Source organism: Loigolactobacillus bifermentans DSM 20003 (genome assembly GCF_001434575.1).
GTDB lineage: Bacteria > Bacillota > Bacilli > Lactobacillales > Lactobacillaceae > Loigolactobacillus > Loigolactobacillus bifermentans.
In genome coordinates this window covers 1-15,876 of sequence record NZ_AZDA01000136.1, presented here as the reverse complement: position 1 = coordinate 15,876, position 15,876 = coordinate 1, and the positions used below count along the sequence as shown (strand labels likewise).

General features: G+C 45.9%; 15 protein-coding genes. 11 read left to right on the top strand and 4 right to left on the bottom strand.

Annotation, left to right across the window (positions count from 1 at the left end; genetic code table 11):
* Positions 1 to 131 precede the first annotated feature (131 nt).
* The 5 genes from FC07_RS13910 to FC07_RS13890 are packed head-to-tail and all read left to right on the top strand — an operon-like array spanning position 132 to position 3,996.
* Positions 132 to 1,031 carry a hypothetical protein gene (locus tag FC07_RS13910; protein WP_057905694.1) on the top strand — a complete coding sequence of 300 codons (900 nt, stop codon included), beginning with the start codon at positions 132 to 134 and terminating at the stop codon, positions 1,029 to 1,031.
* On the top strand, positions 1,028 to 1,660 hold the full coding sequence (locus tag FC07_RS13905) for a hypothetical protein (protein ID WP_057905693.1): 633 nt from the start codon (positions 1,028 to 1,030) through the stop codon (positions 1,658 to 1,660). The genes FC07_RS13910 and FC07_RS13905 overlap by 4 nt, the downstream gene beginning before the upstream one ends.
* Positions 1,650 to 2,420 carry a hypothetical protein gene (locus FC07_RS13900; RefSeq protein ID WP_057905692.1) on the top strand — a complete coding sequence of 257 codons (771 nt, stop codon included), beginning with the start codon at positions 1,650 to 1,652 and terminating at the stop codon, positions 2,418 to 2,420. The genes FC07_RS13905 and FC07_RS13900 overlap by 11 nt, the downstream gene beginning before the upstream one ends.
* 19 nt (positions 2,421 to 2,439) lie before the next feature.
* Positions 2,440 to 3,138, top strand: a complete 699-nt coding sequence (locus FC07_RS13895) for a hypothetical protein (protein ID WP_155797728.1) — start codon at positions 2,440 to 2,442, stop codon at positions 3,136 to 3,138.
* Positions 3,139 to 3,162: 24 nt separating this feature from the next.
* The gene (locus FC07_RS13890) at positions 3,163 to 3,996 is read left to right on the top strand and encodes a metallophosphoesterase (protein ID WP_057905690.1); all 834 of its coding nucleotides are present in this window, start codon (positions 3,163 to 3,165) and stop codon (positions 3,994 to 3,996) included.
* A gap of 46 nt (positions 3,997 to 4,042) precedes the next feature.
* Here the strand turns inward: FC07_RS13890 and fni are convergent, their stop codons facing one another.
* From fni to mvk, 4 genes are all read right to left on the bottom strand, one after another.
* Positions 4,043 to 5,089, bottom strand: coding sequence for a type 2 isopentenyl-diphosphate Delta-isomerase (fni, locus tag FC07_RS13885; protein WP_057905689.1), 1,047 nt, complete (start codon positions 5,087 to 5,089; stop codon positions 4,043 to 4,045).
* 86 nt (positions 5,090 to 5,175) lie between these two features.
* The gene (locus FC07_RS13880) at positions 5,176 to 6,249 is read right to left on the bottom strand and encodes a phosphomevalonate kinase (RefSeq protein WP_057905688.1); all 1,074 of its coding nucleotides are present in this window, start codon (positions 6,247 to 6,249) and stop codon (positions 5,176 to 5,178) included.
* A gap of 42 nt (positions 6,250 to 6,291) precedes the next feature.
* Positions 6,292 to 7,263 (bottom strand): diphosphomevalonate decarboxylase, encoded by a 972-nt coding sequence (gene mvaD, locus FC07_RS13875; RefSeq protein ID WP_057905687.1) that lies wholly within the window; start codon positions 7,261 to 7,263, stop codon positions 6,292 to 6,294.
* Entirely contained in the window at positions 7,260 to 8,213 is a 954-nt protein-coding gene (mvk, locus tag FC07_RS13870) for a mevalonate kinase (protein WP_057905686.1), read from the bottom strand. The genes mvaD and mvk overlap by 4 nt, the downstream gene beginning before the upstream one ends.
* Positions 8,214 to 8,429: 216 nt before the next feature.
* Between mvk and FC07_RS13865 the strand changes: the two genes are divergently transcribed.
* From FC07_RS13865 to nth, 6 genes are all read left to right on the top strand, one after another.
* Positions 8,430 to 11,267: a helicase C-terminal domain-containing protein gene (locus FC07_RS13865; protein ID WP_057905685.1), complete on the top strand. Its 2,838-nt coding sequence runs from the start codon at positions 8,430 to 8,432 to the stop codon at positions 11,265 to 11,267.
* A 36-nt stretch (positions 11,268 to 11,303) separates the two neighbouring features.
* Positions 11,304 to 11,792, top strand: coding sequence for a cell wall elongation regulator TseB-like domain-containing protein (locus tag FC07_RS13860; protein WP_235807526.1), 489 nt, complete (start codon positions 11,304 to 11,306; stop codon positions 11,790 to 11,792).
* Between the two features lie 20 nt (positions 11,793 to 11,812).
* The gene (locus FC07_RS13855) at positions 11,813 to 13,000 is read left to right on the top strand and encodes a pyridoxal phosphate-dependent aminotransferase (RefSeq protein ID WP_057905684.1); all 1,188 of its coding nucleotides are present in this window, start codon (positions 11,813 to 11,815) and stop codon (positions 12,998 to 13,000) included.
* A gap of 27 nt (positions 13,001 to 13,027) precedes the next feature.
* On the top strand, positions 13,028 to 14,326 hold the full coding sequence (gene asnS, locus FC07_RS13850; protein ID WP_057905683.1) for an asparagine--tRNA ligase: 1,299 nt from the start codon (positions 13,028 to 13,030) through the stop codon (positions 14,324 to 14,326).
* 67 nt (positions 14,327 to 14,393) lie between these two features.
* A complete protein-coding gene (locus FC07_RS13845) occupies positions 14,394 to 15,122 on the top strand; it encodes a DnaD domain protein (RefSeq protein WP_057905682.1) in 729 nt (242 codons plus the stop codon).
* A 2-nt stretch (positions 15,123 to 15,124) separates the two neighbouring features.
* On the top strand, positions 15,125 to 15,796 hold the full coding sequence (gene nth, locus FC07_RS13840) for an endonuclease III (RefSeq protein WP_057905681.1): 672 nt from the start codon (positions 15,125 to 15,127) through the stop codon (positions 15,794 to 15,796).
* Positions 15,797 to 15,876 lie beyond the last annotated feature (80 nt).

Here is a 15,876-nt window from a genome sequence, read left to right as displayed (position 1 = left end):
ATTAATTTTCAAATTGAATAGATAAATAGCTGAAAATATAGCGATTTATTATATTATTATTGAAAAATAAAAATTGAATAGTATAATCAATGTTAAGTAAGATGATCATTTATTTTTGAAAAATAATCGAGGTGGCGCGTACGGAATTTGATCAAATCAGTTTAGAAAATGAACTTACAAAAACAAGTGGCGCAGTCATTGATCAGTTTTTTTACGAGCAATTAATGGCTCAAAACGTTGATCGTCAGGCTTATTTTCAGGCGCAAATTGCTTGTGAATTGGCTTTACAGGAACAAGGCGCCGCGCGAACCGATTTTCGACTCCATTTTTTACAAGCACATTTATGTTTTGCCAACCAAGCTTTTAAAGCGGTTCAACAGGCTTGTTATGAGGCTTTGATTGGGTTGTTTGCTGCCAAAAAGCGGCCTGTGAACCTGGAGCGATTAGTCGTCGCCACGGTGGTGTTATACGAAAGTGCCCGATTGCTTCAAAAAGGCAGTTTACGGGCGTTGATCCCGCAACAAGCCATTTTAGAAAAGACCGCTGAAAACCAGTTATTAACGCATTATTTTCAGTACCGGTTGGTAAGCCTTTTTCCTGAACAGGAACAATTTTACGGTCCCAATAGTGTGGAAAATCAAACGCTAACGGCGTTTGAAGATGTCTCCTTTAAAGCGAAGGAGTTGTATCAGGGCATCAAGGCGCTCCAACAAGTATTCGTTAAACCACAAGCTTACGGTTTAGCATGGCGGCAGGCAATTGCAGCATACTTAGCCGCGCTTCAAACAACGTCAACTGCGATTTTTGAACGGGTTGCCACGCAGTCATTATTTGGGTTATTTCAACCAGATGAAGAAGCTGCGGTAGTGGATTATTTCTTGGCACGTGCGCAGCAGTCCGACCTTAACCCGCAAGTTTTAGCCGTGACTTGGCAAGCAACAACCGGCTATTTTCAACTTCAAACAACGACAGCAGATTATTATATTCGAGCCTTAGATGGCTTTATTTCTAGGAAAGGGGTGGTCGTATGACAGATGAGCAGTGGCTTGACCTGAATGAGATCGCTGACTATATTGAAACAACTATGGGCGCAAATACGATCTCTAACTCAACGTTACGACGTTGGATCAACGAAGAAGTGGCCTTAGGTGGACCAGATGAGGTGAAAGAATTTCGGACATCAGATCTTGGTTCAAAAAAACCCGTGACCAAGTATCAGTTAACCGTGGTGAACAGTATGATTAACCACAATTTAAGTCGCATCAAGAAAAAAGTCACACACCTTAAAAATGAGTTCCCTTTAGCCTTGCAGCAGCAACCTGTGGCAGGGGATCTGCAGCAGATTCAAGCCACTTTACAGCAACAAAGCGAGGTCCTGGGGCGGCTTGAAGCTGTTGCCAAGCAGCAGGCAAGTCAACAATTGTGGTTACAAATTGCCCAATTACAGCTGAATTTCGAAAGCAAAGGGCAAAAACTGGATGCTAAAAGTTTATATGCTGATATGTTGCAAAATGACATGCATGATACGATTGATCAATATACCACGCCAGTTGATACAGGGGACTTGTTTCAGGCCATTGACGATCAACAAAGTCATGGGCACTATCAACGCACGCCAACCAACAATCAGAAATTAGAAGGTGGTTTGTTTGACGACTGAGTCGATTGTGACCAGACAACAAGCAGCGGTTTATAAACAGCGGCTGTGCGTCGCTTACAATGCAAGGTTTGCGGCGCAAGGCTTGCGCTGCGTCATGAATGAGGCTCTGTATGTGTTGGCAGATCAAGGTCAGTTGGTACTGATTACTGATACAAAAGCCGCACCGCAACCACTGTGTTTTGAATTAACCGCATTAACTGAAATCGACCACAACAATCAGCTACCTTATCAAAATACGCCAGCCTTACTGACATTGCTGTTAAAGCGGCTAGCGTTGCGACCGGGCATGAAGGCCTTTAAGCAGCTGTGTGTGACCACGCAAACACAGCTGCTGGCTTATCGTCGAAAGCATCCCTATGTGACGTCGCTATTTCAGGCCCAAACTGGTTTTAACTTGGCGTCAGGGGCAGTGACGCAACAGGCTTTAGCCCAAAGTCACCGTGAATTTGCCCCAAGGTTAGCGTCCGTTAAACGGCAGCAATTGCCATATATGAATCAGGTGTTACAGGCCATTACCCCGCAGGCCACCGTTGACGTCACTGAAGCCGGTTTGTTTGTGCTCCGCGAAGGAACGCAGCAACTGGCCATTGAAGTCGCGCTGAATCAACTTGATGTTCGGGCGAATCAGAGCCGGCCACAATTGCCACAGCGAATGCAAACGTGTAACGCGTCGTTATACCAGGCCTTTTGTCGATTAACAGTGGCGTTTGATCAATTATATCAACGGGCATTATTACGGGATACGGCGGTTAACTTTTAAAAAATTGGAAAGGGTTGTGATGAGAATGAAGCCACCTTATTATCGGCGACATGCCCAACGACAAATTTTATATGCGATTGGCGCGCCTGAAACATTACACACATTAATGGCGCCATTTGGCAATCGCGAACCAGCTTATGCCACGCCACATGTGATTCAGACCACGGCCCAGTTGATGGCAGCCTATCGAACCGAATTGCAACAGACAATCGACGAAACAAAGGTGATTTTAGCAAAGGAACCCCTTAACCCAGCTTACCGTGAACAGCTGCAACAGGCGCAGCAACAACTGGCCCTTTCAGATCAAGCATTACGACCAATCGCTGAAAAACAGTATGTGTGTGGCTATGGCGAAACACTGACAGCAGCAGGTGTGGTGGTGGCCTATAACGAGCATGCACGTTACGATACGTATACGGCTACGGCATCTAATCAATGGGCTGTGACGCGAAATCTGATTCAGTATCCCATGCTGACAGAAAAACAGGGGCATCATGTGAACTACGATTATTTGAAAAATATTGATCTCAGTGAACCTGGCTATCCCAGTGCGATTTTAGATGCAACCGGGTGGCATGACAGTGGCCTTAGCGATGTCGATCTTGCCCAGCGAACACCGGCAGCAGCGCATTGGTTCCATGAAGAAGTGCCCCAGCGTTTAAAGGCGTTGCAGCAGGCAACCCCACAAGCGTTGTTGCAAATGGTGTACTATCAGTAAGCTTTTATGAAAGAAGTGCCAAATATGCAGATGACCTTTATCGGGGATATTCACAGTGCTGCTGACGATTTACAAGTCTTGCTCAAAGCGTTGGATCAACCGCATAATCGGTTTATTTTTATCGGCGATTACATTGATGGGTTACCGGTTCAGCACTTTGAAACAGGTCAGCAAGCGCGGGCATTAGCCCCATTAGCAGTACTTGATTTATTAATGCAGCGGGTGCAGCAACACGGCGACGTTGCACTGTTAGGCAACCATGATGATTTTTGGTTAGGCACAGCGCAAGGGGATGCCCAAGCCTATGCGATTTGGCGACGCAATGGTGGGCAAACCACTTGGCCTTTGTTAGGGTTGCCTCATGATGCGGTTCAGTTAGCAGCAGCTTTAAATCAACCGCCGTTTAAACGCTACACGGATTTTTTGGCCACGTTACCTTTGTTTTGGCAAACCCAACATTTGTTAGCCGTGCATGCAGGCATTAATTGGCAGTATCCGTTAAACCAACAAGTGCGGGATGATGTGTTATGGTTACGTGACGCTTATTTTTATGCTACGCAGCAACCCACGTTTCATGAAGCAATGGCTCAAAACTTAAACTGGCCCGTTTATCATCCCAATGACACGCATCAGGTGATTGTCACTGGTCATACCCCGGTGCAAACACTAAACCGTGATCGAACGCTATTGAAAATGCAACATGATCCAGCCGATACCCCACGTTATTTAATTGACGGTGGCTCACGCTCTGGGGTGGCAACGGCAGGCATTACAGCTTTAACCCTCAGTGAAACAGGGGCTTTTTTAGCGGCTTGTACGGTGATCAACGGCCAGCTGCGGCCTTTAACGGATCGATAAAATAGACCTTCTCAGTGGGTGGTGCCCAGCGAGAAGGTCTATTAGTTTATAACACTGTAATGTGACGTTGTTGGCAATAATTGAGCAATGCCGCATCTAACACGATTGGTGCGTGACGTAAGGCGGTGAGATCATGACAGCCGAGTAAGGCGAATAGGCCACGTAATTGCTGGCACCAGTCTTGCAACCAGGCAATGACCGCGGTGACATCATGGTGTTGTAAGGCGTGTAAAATAGTTCCTGACATGCCCACGGCCTGGGCGCCTAACCGTAACGCTTTGACAGCATCTAACGGCGTGCGAATGCCACCAGAGGCTAAAATTGTCAGGTGCTTTTGAGACGCTTGACTTTCCAGTAAAGACTCAACCGTGCTTTGGCCCCAGTCTGCTAAATAGCTGTAATCGTGTTGGTGCCGGCGTTCATTTTCAATTTGAATAAAGTTCGTACCGCCACGACCGCTCACATCAACCGTCTCAATACCGATGCTGGTGAGTTTGGCCAAGGTTTCTTGGCTCATGCCAAAGCCCACTTCTTTGACAATAATGGGTACTGTGATTTGTTGGCGTAACGTTTGCAGATTGTCTAACCAACGAAAACTCTGATCACCTTCAGGCATGACCAGTTCTTGAGGGGCGTTTAAATGCAACTGTAACGCATCCGCTTGTAACACGTCGATGGCCTGTTGGGCTTGTGCAACCGTGACGTCGGCGCCAAGGTTTGCAAACAATAGCCCCCGCTGATCGTGCTGACGGGTTACTTGGAAACTTGCGACAGTCTCAGGTTCTTTTAACGCAATGCTTAAGGAGCCGGTGGCCATGGGGATGTGCAAGGCTGCAGCAACTTGGGCCAATCCGGCATTCAGTTTTTGGGCTTGCGCGCTACCGCCGGTCATGGCGTTGATATAAAGGGGCAGGGGTAAAGTGAAACCTGCAAAATGGGTGGTTAAGTCAACGTCGGCTAAGCGCGATTCAGGCAAGCTTTGATGAATGAAACGGACCTGCTCGAAGTCAGATTTTGCCTGTTGCGTAAAGAATTTCTCAGCTAAAAAAAGATGTTCGTCTTTGCGATGGGATTGAACGGATTTAGCACACATAGCGTAACCTCTTTCAAATAAAAGTGAGTTTTAAAAAGCCTAGGCGCCTTAGCCATGAACTAAGATGCTTAGGCTTATTTGATTCTTTAAAGCGTGACATGGTGAACCGCAAGGTCGAGTTGTTCAATGCCGGCGTCGATCCAACTTTTGGCTAATTTTTCTGTCGCCAATGTTTTATCAAGTAAGGCAATGCCACAATCACCACCGCCAGCGCCAGATGATTTGGCAGCGCCGTGGAAAGACTCCGCTAAATCACACATTTTTTGAAGTAGCGGGGTCTCGATCGAGACTTGACTAAAGTCACTGAGTTCATGTAGTAATTCGCGATTCCGACGAATTTGTGCTTGGATCTGTTTAAGATCTTTGGCTTTAAAACCAGCAATCATTTGTTCTAAACACAATTTACTTTCATGTAAAAAATGATGGTAAGCATCGCGGCGCTTGGCCTTGGCAATCGTAATCCGATCCACTAATTGTGAGGTCGAAGCAGGCGATCCAGTCCAACCGATCATCAGTTGCAGGTTCTCAGGAGGGGTTAACAATTCAATGCTCAATTGTGGCCAATCCATGTTGATCAGTTCAACTAAGGTCGTTTCCCGCCGAATGGCAGCCAACCAACTTCGATCAAAGGAACGATAGGCAATCCAGCCACCGTAAACACTGGCCGCAATGTCGCCAAGTGACCCATTGCCTTGAACATCTAAATGCGCAATGGCAGCTAATTTATACAGTCGATCCTTGGTTAAAGGCACTTGGTAAAAATCGAGCAACGCTTTGACAGTGGCAACCGTCACCGCAGCTGAGCTACCGAGGCCATATTTTTTACCATCCTGTGAATCAAGCTCACTGTTAATGTGTAAGTGGTACAGTGCAAGTGGTTTGCCCATTTCACGCACGTATTTTTCAGTTAAACGAATCGCGGATAAAATGTAGTGAAAGGGATTATCGCGATTGTCAAAGACTAATTCGTCCCCTTGGCGTGACCAGTATAATGAATTTTCTTGGTATTGTTTAGAGACAATACTGCCATAATGTTGGCTTTCTTCGATCGTTACTGTCACAAATTGATTTAAGGCCACAATAATCGCCGGTAAACCAGTCTCAACAACTGCGTATTCACCGGCGATATAAAGCTTGCCTGGGGCCTGAGCCGTTATCAAACGAGATCATTTCCTTTCGAACTGATCAAAGGATCAGTCGTTTTAAAGATAGGTGATGCCCGGCCCAGGCTTTGCAACAAGTAATTGGTGTTTGTCAAAGTGCTGACCGAGTTTTGCAATAATTGTGGGTGTTTCTGCCGCAGAGCAGATCACTTTAATGTTAGGACCCGCATCCATAGTATAATAACAAGAAACGCCTTCATTGCGCAAGTCTTGGATCATCGTCATGGCAATTAAACTTTCCGGCTCAAAGTAAGTAAAAGGTGGGGTAGCACTGAGATTTAAGGCGTGCATCTTCATCGCGTTGGCTTCGGCGATCGTACCCACTAATTCTAAATTTTTACTTAAGATTGCTTGCTTCATATCGACTAGATCTTGGGTGGTTTGTTGTACCCAAGCGGGGTAGTAAGGGGAAGTGGCTACCACCCGCGCCATACCCGCACTACTGGAAATTTTTTTAGCATGCTTATCCAAAACGATTGCGATCATTTGAATGTCCCAATCGACCGTTTCAGTTAAAGGAACCGCTTGAGACGATTGATCGTCATTCCCCATTTGCCATTCGACAAAACCACCGTAAATCGAGCGGGTGGCAGAGCCTGAACCACGCCGTGCAAGACGTGATAAAGCAGGGCGGTCAAGTTGCATACCAGCAGCACGGCTCGCTGCAGCAGCTAACGCCGCAAAACCGGAGGCCGAAGACGCTAAACCAGCCGCAGTTGGCACATGATTCCAACTGGTGACTTTGGCAAAATCAGTCTGACCACTTTGGGTGCGGATCAAGTCCAAAAAGTTTCGGATCCGCTGGCCGCCACGGCCTGTAACCGGTTGGTCATCTAAGGTGATCACATCAGCAGTGAGTGCCGGCTGAAATTCGACTTGGGTGTCCGTGTAAAAATGATCTAAGGTCAACGATAAGCTACTGTTTTGCGGTAACATCAAGGCCTGATCCTTTTTGCCCCAATATTTGATCAACGCAATGTTGGTGTGGGCACGAGCGGTTACAGCGGTCATTCGGACACCTCCTGTTGGAGATGCGCAAGCGGTTGTAACCAAGTTTGGGTTGCACCTTCCGCCTTTAAAACAGTGATCAAATGCTGTGCTGTGGCTTCATCAGGTGCTAACGCAATGAGACAACCACCACGGCCGCCACCAGTGAGCTTGGTGCCGAGGCTGCCATTTTTTTGCGCGACAAAAATCAAATGATCTAGGGTGGTGTTGCTAACGCCTAAGGTTTGTAAAATAACTTGGGCATGTGACATGATCTCGCCTAGGCGTTGCAAGGCATTGTTCGCCAAAGCTTGTCGTGCTTGATAGGCTAGTTTACCTAATTGGCGAATAAAAACCTTGGTTTCTTGTGGAAAATCATCCATGCGCTCCCGCACGGTGGCCACTGCTGGGCCAGTTTGGCCTTTAAAGCCACTGTCAGCAATCACTAAATAACCACTGGTGTTGATTGGTAAGTCATGACTTTGCTGGCCTTTGACAAACCAAATTGGCGCAGTTGCACTAGTGGTTGCAGCATCCATACCACTGGGATTACCGTGGGTGATTTTTTCTGAGATCGCGGCCAGTGCTAATAACGTGTGCCGTGATAAGGGTTGATCAAAGTAGTCATAAAATGCGCGAATGATGGCAATTGCGGTGGCTGCCGAAGAGCCCATCCCCCGTTCGGAAGGCAATTGACTGTCAATGGTCAGTTTGAAAGTGGCATCTGGTTGATGCAAGCGTTGTAAAATGGTCTCGATCAATGCTTTAATGCCTGCTAAATTTTTAAAAGCTTGTTTAATGGGACCGGTGTAATAACGACTGTCGATCAGTTGATCATCAGCAGGGACCACCGTGGCGGTTAAACGAATGGATGTGATTGGGATCACGATAGCAGGTTCGCCGTAAACGGCGGCATGCTCGCCAATTAAAATAATCTTGGCATTACTGGTACCAATACCTTTTTTTATTGTCATAGGGTCATAAACTCTTTTCCGTCAAATTACACGTTCTATGGGATAGAACTCATAAATAGTTTAAACATTGTCAGGTAGATTGTAAACAATAGTTCACCAAAATATGAAACGCTTTCCTTATTCAGGCGACGATGGTTGAGGATTGAAGATTGCCCCAGACCCCTGAATAATGCTAGTATGTTAGGGACTTATTTAAGAAGGATAGGTGATGATCGTTTGCAACGTCATGCGGTGTACGCCGTGGTTGATCTGGAAACCACAGGGAATAGTGTTAAAAAACAAGATCGCATTATCCAATTTGGGTGCGTATTGGTTAAGAATGGTCGGATCATCGACCGCTTTGCAACGTTGGTGAATCCTAACCGTGCGATTCCGCCTGCCATTCAGCATTTGACCCATATTGCGCAGCAAGACGTGGCGCAAGCACCATACTTTGAGGATGTTGCGCCAGTTTTGCATCAATTACTCGCAAATAAAGTATTTGTCGCGCATAATATTGAGTTTGATTTACCGTTTCTAAATGCTGAGTTTCAGCGCGTAGGCTTTGCGCCATTAACCATTGAAGGTGTTGATACCTTACAGTTGGCCAATATTTTATTGCCCACCAGCGTGAGCTTTCGCTTGCCGCATTTGGCCCATTATTTAAGCTTGACCCATGAGCATCCCCACCGGGCCGATAGTGATGCGGAAGTGACGGCACGCTTATTAATGACCTTAACCAAACGGTTGCAGCAATTACCAACCTTGACCCAGCAACAGATTGTGGCCGGATCAACCGCGTTATTGCGGCAAACCGGGGATTATATCCGCATGGTGTGTGATGCGATTGCGCCGCGACCATTACCAGATTATTTAATGCAAGTGGCACAACTGGTATTATGCCGGCCGCAATTAAAAACCCAAGCGTTGCCTTATGCCTTGCCAGCTTATCCTGAATCTGATCAAGACAAGCAGCAGTTGTTTAAACCAACGTTGAAATGGCGGAAGACACAAGGCAAAATGATGGACTTGATCTACCATAATTTTGCCGACCAACCGGTTCCAATTTTATTGGAAGCGGCCACCGGGCTCGGTAAGTCATTAGGCTATTTATTGCCATTGGTTTATCGGCAAAATCAAACGCAGCGTCAAATTGTGGTGGCCACTGCTACCACCACGTTACAGCATCAGTTTTCGCGAGAAACGGTGCCGTTATTAAATGAAGTATTAGGTACGTCGCTAACGGTCGAAGTGCTTAAAAGCAACCGTCATTACTTGAATTTATGGCAGTTTCAGCAAAGTTTTAGCGCCATTACCAATGAACAGGATCAGTTGTTAAAACTACGTTTATTAGTGTGGTTGACCATGACCAAAACCGGTGATTTAGATGAGCTGCATTTCACCAATTATCAGTCGTTGTATTTCACGAGCTTGGCTTACCAAGCGTGGCAACAGCCGTTAGACTCGCCTTTTCAGGCAGTCGACTTTTTAGCACGGCAACAACAAGCCCGAGCAACCGCGAATATTGTGGTGACGAACCATGCTTATTTAGCGGCTCATGCTCAGGAGTGGCCAGCACAGCCGGCACGGCCTTATTTGGTCATTGATGAAGCCAATCAATTTTTAGAAACAGCGTTGCACACCAGTCAACAAAAATTAGGTTTATTGAAATTGCAACGTCAACTGAAACATTTAAGAGAACAAATTGGGCAAACACCAGGTCGGCATAATCTGGCCGGCCTGTTTGCAGACACGCCCCTAGTGGCCTATCAGTTAACGCTGTTAAATGATCAGTTGGCGCAGTTACAAGAACAGTTGATCCAAGTCCAACAAGCCTTGTGGCAGGCATTTGGGCAACAACCGGTGACCGTAGACCATGATTTTTGGACGATTCCATTAGTCAGTTCTGATTTTGATGCCTGGTGGACGACACAACAAACTCGTTGTCAACGGATTACGCAGCTGTTTGCAGAAATCGGATTGTCGGCGCAACAATTACAGCCACAATTAAAACAGCAGTCGCAGCGCTGGACGGTGGCTGAATGGCAATTGCAGGTACGCTTTTTTAATCAATTACAGCAACTGCTGCAAGATGAGCAGCAATTTCAAGGGTTTCAGCAACAATTACAAAATTTGGCGCCAGAAGCGCGGCTGTTATGGTTGACGTTAAAGTCTGATCAGGCGCTGGCCACACTGGAGTTACAACAGGCAATGTTTGATGCGGCGCCGGTGATGCAACAGGTTTTAACGCATTTTGAAGCGCCGGTTCTAACAGGCGCCACATTACGCACAGGTCGAGATTTTCATTATTTCAAGCAACAATTAGGATTGACCCAACAAACGTTGATTGAAAAGAAGTTGGCCAGTCCATTTCGTTATAAGCGTCAAGCACAATTATTAACGGTTACCGATGGGCCGTCGATTCAGGAAGCGAAACAGTATAGTCGCTATGTGGCACAGGCCATTGAACAATTGTGTCGTGATAATCAGCGGCAGACCCTAGTTTTGTTCAATGCATTAGGGATGATTCGGGATGTTTACGATGTGCTGAGTCAATCAAGTTTGTTACAAGAACGCGAGATTTTGGCTCAAGGTATTAACGGCAGTCAGCAGCGGCTGGCCAAACGGTTTGCTTTAGGGCAAGGGGCGATTTTGTTAGGCGCCGCTAGTTTTTGGAGTGGGGTGGACTTTCCTGATCAGCAATTAGAACAATTGGTGATCGTCCGGTTACCATTTGCATCACCTTATGAGGCGACAACACAGGCTTACTATCAGCGACTCAAGGCGCAAGGACAAGATCCATTTAAAACGGTGGCTTTACCACAAGCAACGTTACGCTTAAGGCAAGGCGTTGGCCGTCTGATTCGCACGCCACAAGATCGCGGTTTGATCGTTTTGCTGGACCAGCGGGGGTTGACCACGCGTTATGGCCAGCAAATGTTACATGCGTTGCCCACATCATTGCCTAAAGCAACTGCAACTTTAGCCACACTACCTGCCCAGGCAACTGCCTTTTTTGCTGAGAAGTTAAAGAAACGTAAAAGCGCTAAAAACAGCTCGAAAAATCTGCTATAATGAAGTTTGTAGCCAATTTTAGAATGGAGACTCATCATGCGAAACATGCGAAAACGCTGGAAAGCATATCTTGTATTAGGCATTATCCTGGTGGTGGTATTCGGCACAGGTTTTGTTTTTCATCGCGCCAATCGGCCCATGAATGTGGCGCGTAAAGAGGCAGTTACTTTAGCAGAACGTTATGGTCATTTGAAAAAGGTTGATTCATTTACTTGGTTTAATCGGGATCAAAGTTACTTTACCGTTGCGGGTGATAATCAAAAGAATGTGCCTGTTTATGTGATCATTGCGCAACATGGCGGTAAGATTCAAATCGTCCGTCAGTCGGCAGGGCTTTCACGAAATAGCGCGTTAAAGAAAATTTGGTCTCAAAAGTCGCCACAAAAGGTTTATAATATTGCACTAGGAATCTATCACAAAAAAATTGCTTGGGAGATTTCGTATAAGGCTAAAAATGGCGCCTTAGGGTACGAAACCATCGACTTTAAAACCAGCAAGGTTTTGAAAGTCGTGGAAAATCTATAAAAGTTTGGGGAGTTGACAACATGGCAATTTCAAAAGATGTATTGAAGGTACAACCTTCAGCAACACTTGCAATGTCAAGTCGGACCAATGCATTGATCGCCAAAGGCATTGATATCATTAATTTAACGGTTGGACAACCTGATTTTGCAACACCAAAATCGATTCAAGATGCCGCAATTGCGGCTATTCAATCCGGCAAGGCCAGCTTTTACACACCAGCAGCTGGGTTACCTGCTTTGCGACAAGCAGTGTGTGATCGCATTGCCATTGAAGATCAGGTGCAGTATGACCCGAGCCAAGTGATCATTACCACAGGTGCTAAATTTGGGCTCTTCTTACTTTTCCAAGTCATTTTAAATGAAGCAGATGATGTGTTATTACCGGAACCTTTCTGGGTCAGCTATGCCGAACAAGTGCATTTAGCAGGCGGCAATGCCATTGCGGTTAAAACTACCGGTAAAGATCAAAAAGTGACGGTTGCAGACCTTGAGGCTGCGCGGACACCAAAGACACAAGCAATCGTTTTGAATTCACCACAAAACCCATCTGGTTTGTTGTACGAAGCAGATGAATTACGTGCCATCGGTGAATGGGCAGTGGCACACAATATTCTCATTGTGGCAGACGATATTTACAGCAACTTGGTTTACAACGGTAACCAATTCACTTCAATTGTGAGTTTAAGTGATGCGATTCGTCAGCAAACCCTGTTAGTAACCGGGGTTTCAAAGACCTATGCCATGACAGGTTGGCGGATCGGGTTTGTGCTAGGGGATGCGGCTATTATTAAAGAAATGAGCAAAGTCGCAAGTCATGCCACAGGCAATCCCACGGCTGCCAGCCAATACGCGGCCATTGCAGCCTTAAATGGTGATCAATCCGAGGCCAAAGCCATGCGCGCTGCTTTTGAAGATCGTTTAAATACGATCTACCCTAAGATTCAAGCGTTACCTGGGTTTGAGATCAATACCAAGCCACAAGGGGCCTTTTATTTGTTCCCAAATGTGAAGGCAGCTGTGGTGGCGACTGGTTATGCCAATACGGAAGACTTTGTGACCGCATTGTTGGATGAGGCGCATGTGGCAGTGGTTGCCGGAACGGCATTTGGGCAACCGGATCATATTCGAATCAGTTACGCCACGAGCAAGGAAGCGTTATTAACAGCTTGTGATCGGTTAGCCGACTTTATGGCCAGCCATCAAAAATAGACAGATTGAGTAAGGGGAAGTTTTTAAATGGTTCAGCAAATTAGTATTATTGATGCTAAAGCGCATGTAAATGAACAGGTAAAAATTGGTGTCTGGTTAACCGATAAACGGTCCAGCGGTAAAATTGCCTTTTTACAATTGCGTGACGGCACCGCCTTTTTCCAAGGCGTGTTGGTTAAAAGCAACGTGGCACCAGAAGTCTTTCAATTGGCAAAGGAATTACATCAAGAAGCCAGTTTCTGGGTTTACGGTGAGATTCATGCGGATACCCGTTCAAAGTTTGGGTATGAAATTGAGATCTCTAACTTGAAATTAGTGGGTAAAAGTGAGGATTATCCAATCACACCTAAAGAACACGGCATTGATTTTTTGATGGATGAACGTCATTTGTGGTTGCGGCATAAACGACCACATGCCATTATGGAAGTCCGTAATGAAATTATTCGTGCCACTTATCAGTTTTTCAATGAACGTGAATTTACCAAAATTGATGCGCCGATTTTAACCGGTAGTGCGCCAGAAGGAACCACTGAATTATTCCATACGGAATATTTTGGTCGGGATGCTTACTTATCACAAAGTGGGCAGCTTTATGAGGAAGCAGGGGCATTAGCCTTTGGTAAAGTCTTCTCCTTTGGGCCAACATTTCGGGCAGAAGAATCAAAAACGCGCCGGCATTTAATTGAATTTTGGATGATCGAGCCAGAAATGGCCTACATGCACCAAGAAGAAAGTTTGCAGATCCAGGAAGAATATGTGGCCTTTTTAGTTCAAAATGTGTTGGACCATTGTGATTACGCACTGGATATTTTAGGACGTGATAAGGCTGTTTTGGCGAAGTACACCAAATTACCTTATCAACGCATTAGTTACGATCAGGCCATTGAAATGTTACAAAAAGGTGGTTTTGACGTGAAGTGGGGCGTTGATTTTGGTTCTCCTGAGGAAACTTACTTAGCAGATCAGTTTGATCAACCTGTTTTCGTGTTGAACTATCCAAAAGCCATCAAACCATTTTATATGTTGCCACATCCAACCCGAGAAGATGTGGTGATCTGTGCGGATCTGTTAGCACCAGAAGGCTATGGTGAGATCATTGGCGGTAGTGAACGGGCAACGGACTACGATTACCTCCTAGCGCAAATCAAACAGGCTGGGTTAGACCCTGCTGAATATGAATGGTACCTGGATTTACGTCGTTATGGCAGTGTGCCACATTCAGGATTTGGACTGGGCTTAGAACGGGCGATCACTTGGATCTGTGGCTTGGAACATGTGCGTGAGGCCATTCCATTCCCACGTTTATTGAATCGAATTTATCCTTAAGCATGAAAAAGGCCGGGGCAGGTTGTCTCGACCTTTTTTAGGCCATGTTATTGAAGGGACGAACAGTATGGCTGAAAATGAGTTTATGCATTATTTTTTAGCGGCCGGGCAAACCAGTATTTCAAATTTATTGTTACAGCATTTTCATGAGTTAGGATTGACAAATGATGAGTTGCTAGTTTATTTGCAATTAGAAAGTTTTCACGCACAAGGCAACGATTTTCCGGATATTCAAGTGGTGGCACAGCGGCTGCGGCTGTCTGAACCGCAGATCTACCAGATTTTGCATCGCATGATCCAGAAAAAAGTATTAGCGATTGAAACCAGTCAAGATGAAGCTGGACGTAACCAGGACCACTACAATTTTGATCTGTTGTTTCAAAAACTAGCGCAGCTGGTGGCACAGAAGCAGGTTCAGGTGCCACAACAGGTTGCTAAAGCGGCGGCCGCTGATCAACGCCAGGCCGTTTTTAACATGCTGGAAACCGAATTTGGGCGACCGTTATCACCGATTGAACTGGAAACAGTGGCGGCTTGGTTGGACCAAGATCATTACCAACCAGAGTTGATTCAATTAGCCTTACGCGAAGCAGTTCTCAATCAAGCTTATAGTTTAAAATATATGGATCGGATCTTACTGAGCTGGGAGCGGCAGCATCTGACCAGTAAGGCACAGATCCAACAGGCTGAAAAGCGTCGGCGGGACAAACAGGCGCCACAAGCAAAGCCGCAAAAAAAAGGTCCGAAAATTCCAATGTACAACTGGGCCCAGCCTGATTCGAAGCAGGAGGAGTAATGATGTTAAATCAAGAACAAACTTTAAAGGCCGTTCAGGTCATGGGAGACATGTTTCCAGATGCACAACCGTCGTTACGTTCGCGGACACCGTTTCAATATTTAGTGTCGGTTATGTTAAGTGCACAAGCAACGGATGTGTCGGTGAACCTCGTCACACCAACGTTGTTTAAAGATTTTCCGGATCCCCAAGCCTTTGCCAACGCAACGGAAACGGAGATCCAGGCTGATATTCGGTCGATTGGCTTATATCGCAATAAGGCCAAACATATTAAGGCAGCTAGCCAGCAGCTATTACGGGACTTTGACGGCGTTGTACCACAAACCCATCATGAGCTCATGTCTTTACCAGGCGTAGGCCGCAAAACCGCTGATGTGGTGTTGGCAGATGCGTTTCACATTCCTGCTTTTGCCGTCGATACCCATGTGACCCGGGTGACCAAGCGGCTTAAAATTGTACCAGAGTCAGCGAACACTTTAAAAATTGAACAAATTGTGATGTCAAAATTACCAGAAGATTTGTGGATCACGGCGCATCACCGCATGATTTATTTTGGACGTTATCACTGTACAGCACGTAATCCAAAATGTGAGGTGTGTCCGCTGTTAGACATGTGTGAAACAGGCCAACAGCGCTTAGGCGCAGCTGACACAACAGCACCGTTAAAAAAATAGGACCATTAAAAAGAGACCTTCAAGTTGAAGTGCAATAGAAAAGTTAGACAATTTAGATTTTGAATTAAGCAATCATGGCT

Coding starts and splice junctions, on each gene's coding strand:
- FC07_RS13905 (WP_057905693.1), top strand. CDS start 1,028: ATGACAGATGAGCAGTGGCTTGACCTGAATGAGATCGCTGACTATATT.
- asnS (WP_057905683.1), top strand. CDS start 13,028: ATGGTTCAGCAAATTAGTATTATTGATGCTAAAGCGCATGTAAATGAA.
- mvaD (WP_057905687.1), bottom strand. CDS start 7,263: ATGACCGCTGTAACCGCTCGTGCCCACACCAACATTGCGTTGATCAAA.
- FC07_RS13855 (WP_057905684.1), top strand. CDS start 11,813: ATGGCAATTTCAAAAGATGTATTGAAGGTACAACCTTCAGCAACACTT.
- FC07_RS13895 (WP_155797728.1), top strand. CDS start 2,440: ATGAGAATGAAGCCACCTTATTATCGGCGACATGCCCAACGACAAATT.
- nth (WP_057905681.1), top strand. CDS start 15,125: ATGTTAAATCAAGAACAAACTTTAAAGGCCGTTCAGGTCATGGGAGAC.
- FC07_RS13890 (WP_057905690.1), top strand. CDS start 3,163: ATGCAGATGACCTTTATCGGGGATATTCACAGTGCTGCTGACGATTTA.
- mvk (WP_057905686.1), bottom strand. CDS start 8,213: ATGACAATAAAAAAAGGTATTGGTACCAGTAATGCCAAGATTATTTTA.
- fni (WP_057905689.1), bottom strand. CDS start 5,089: ATGTGTGCTAAATCCGTTCAATCCCATCGCAAAGACGAACATCTTTTT.
- FC07_RS13845 (WP_057905682.1), top strand. CDS start 14,394: ATGGCTGAAAATGAGTTTATGCATTATTTTTTAGCGGCCGGGCAAACC.
- FC07_RS13860 (WP_235807526.1), top strand. CDS start 11,304: ATGCGAAACATGCGAAAACGCTGGAAAGCATATCTTGTATTAGGCATT.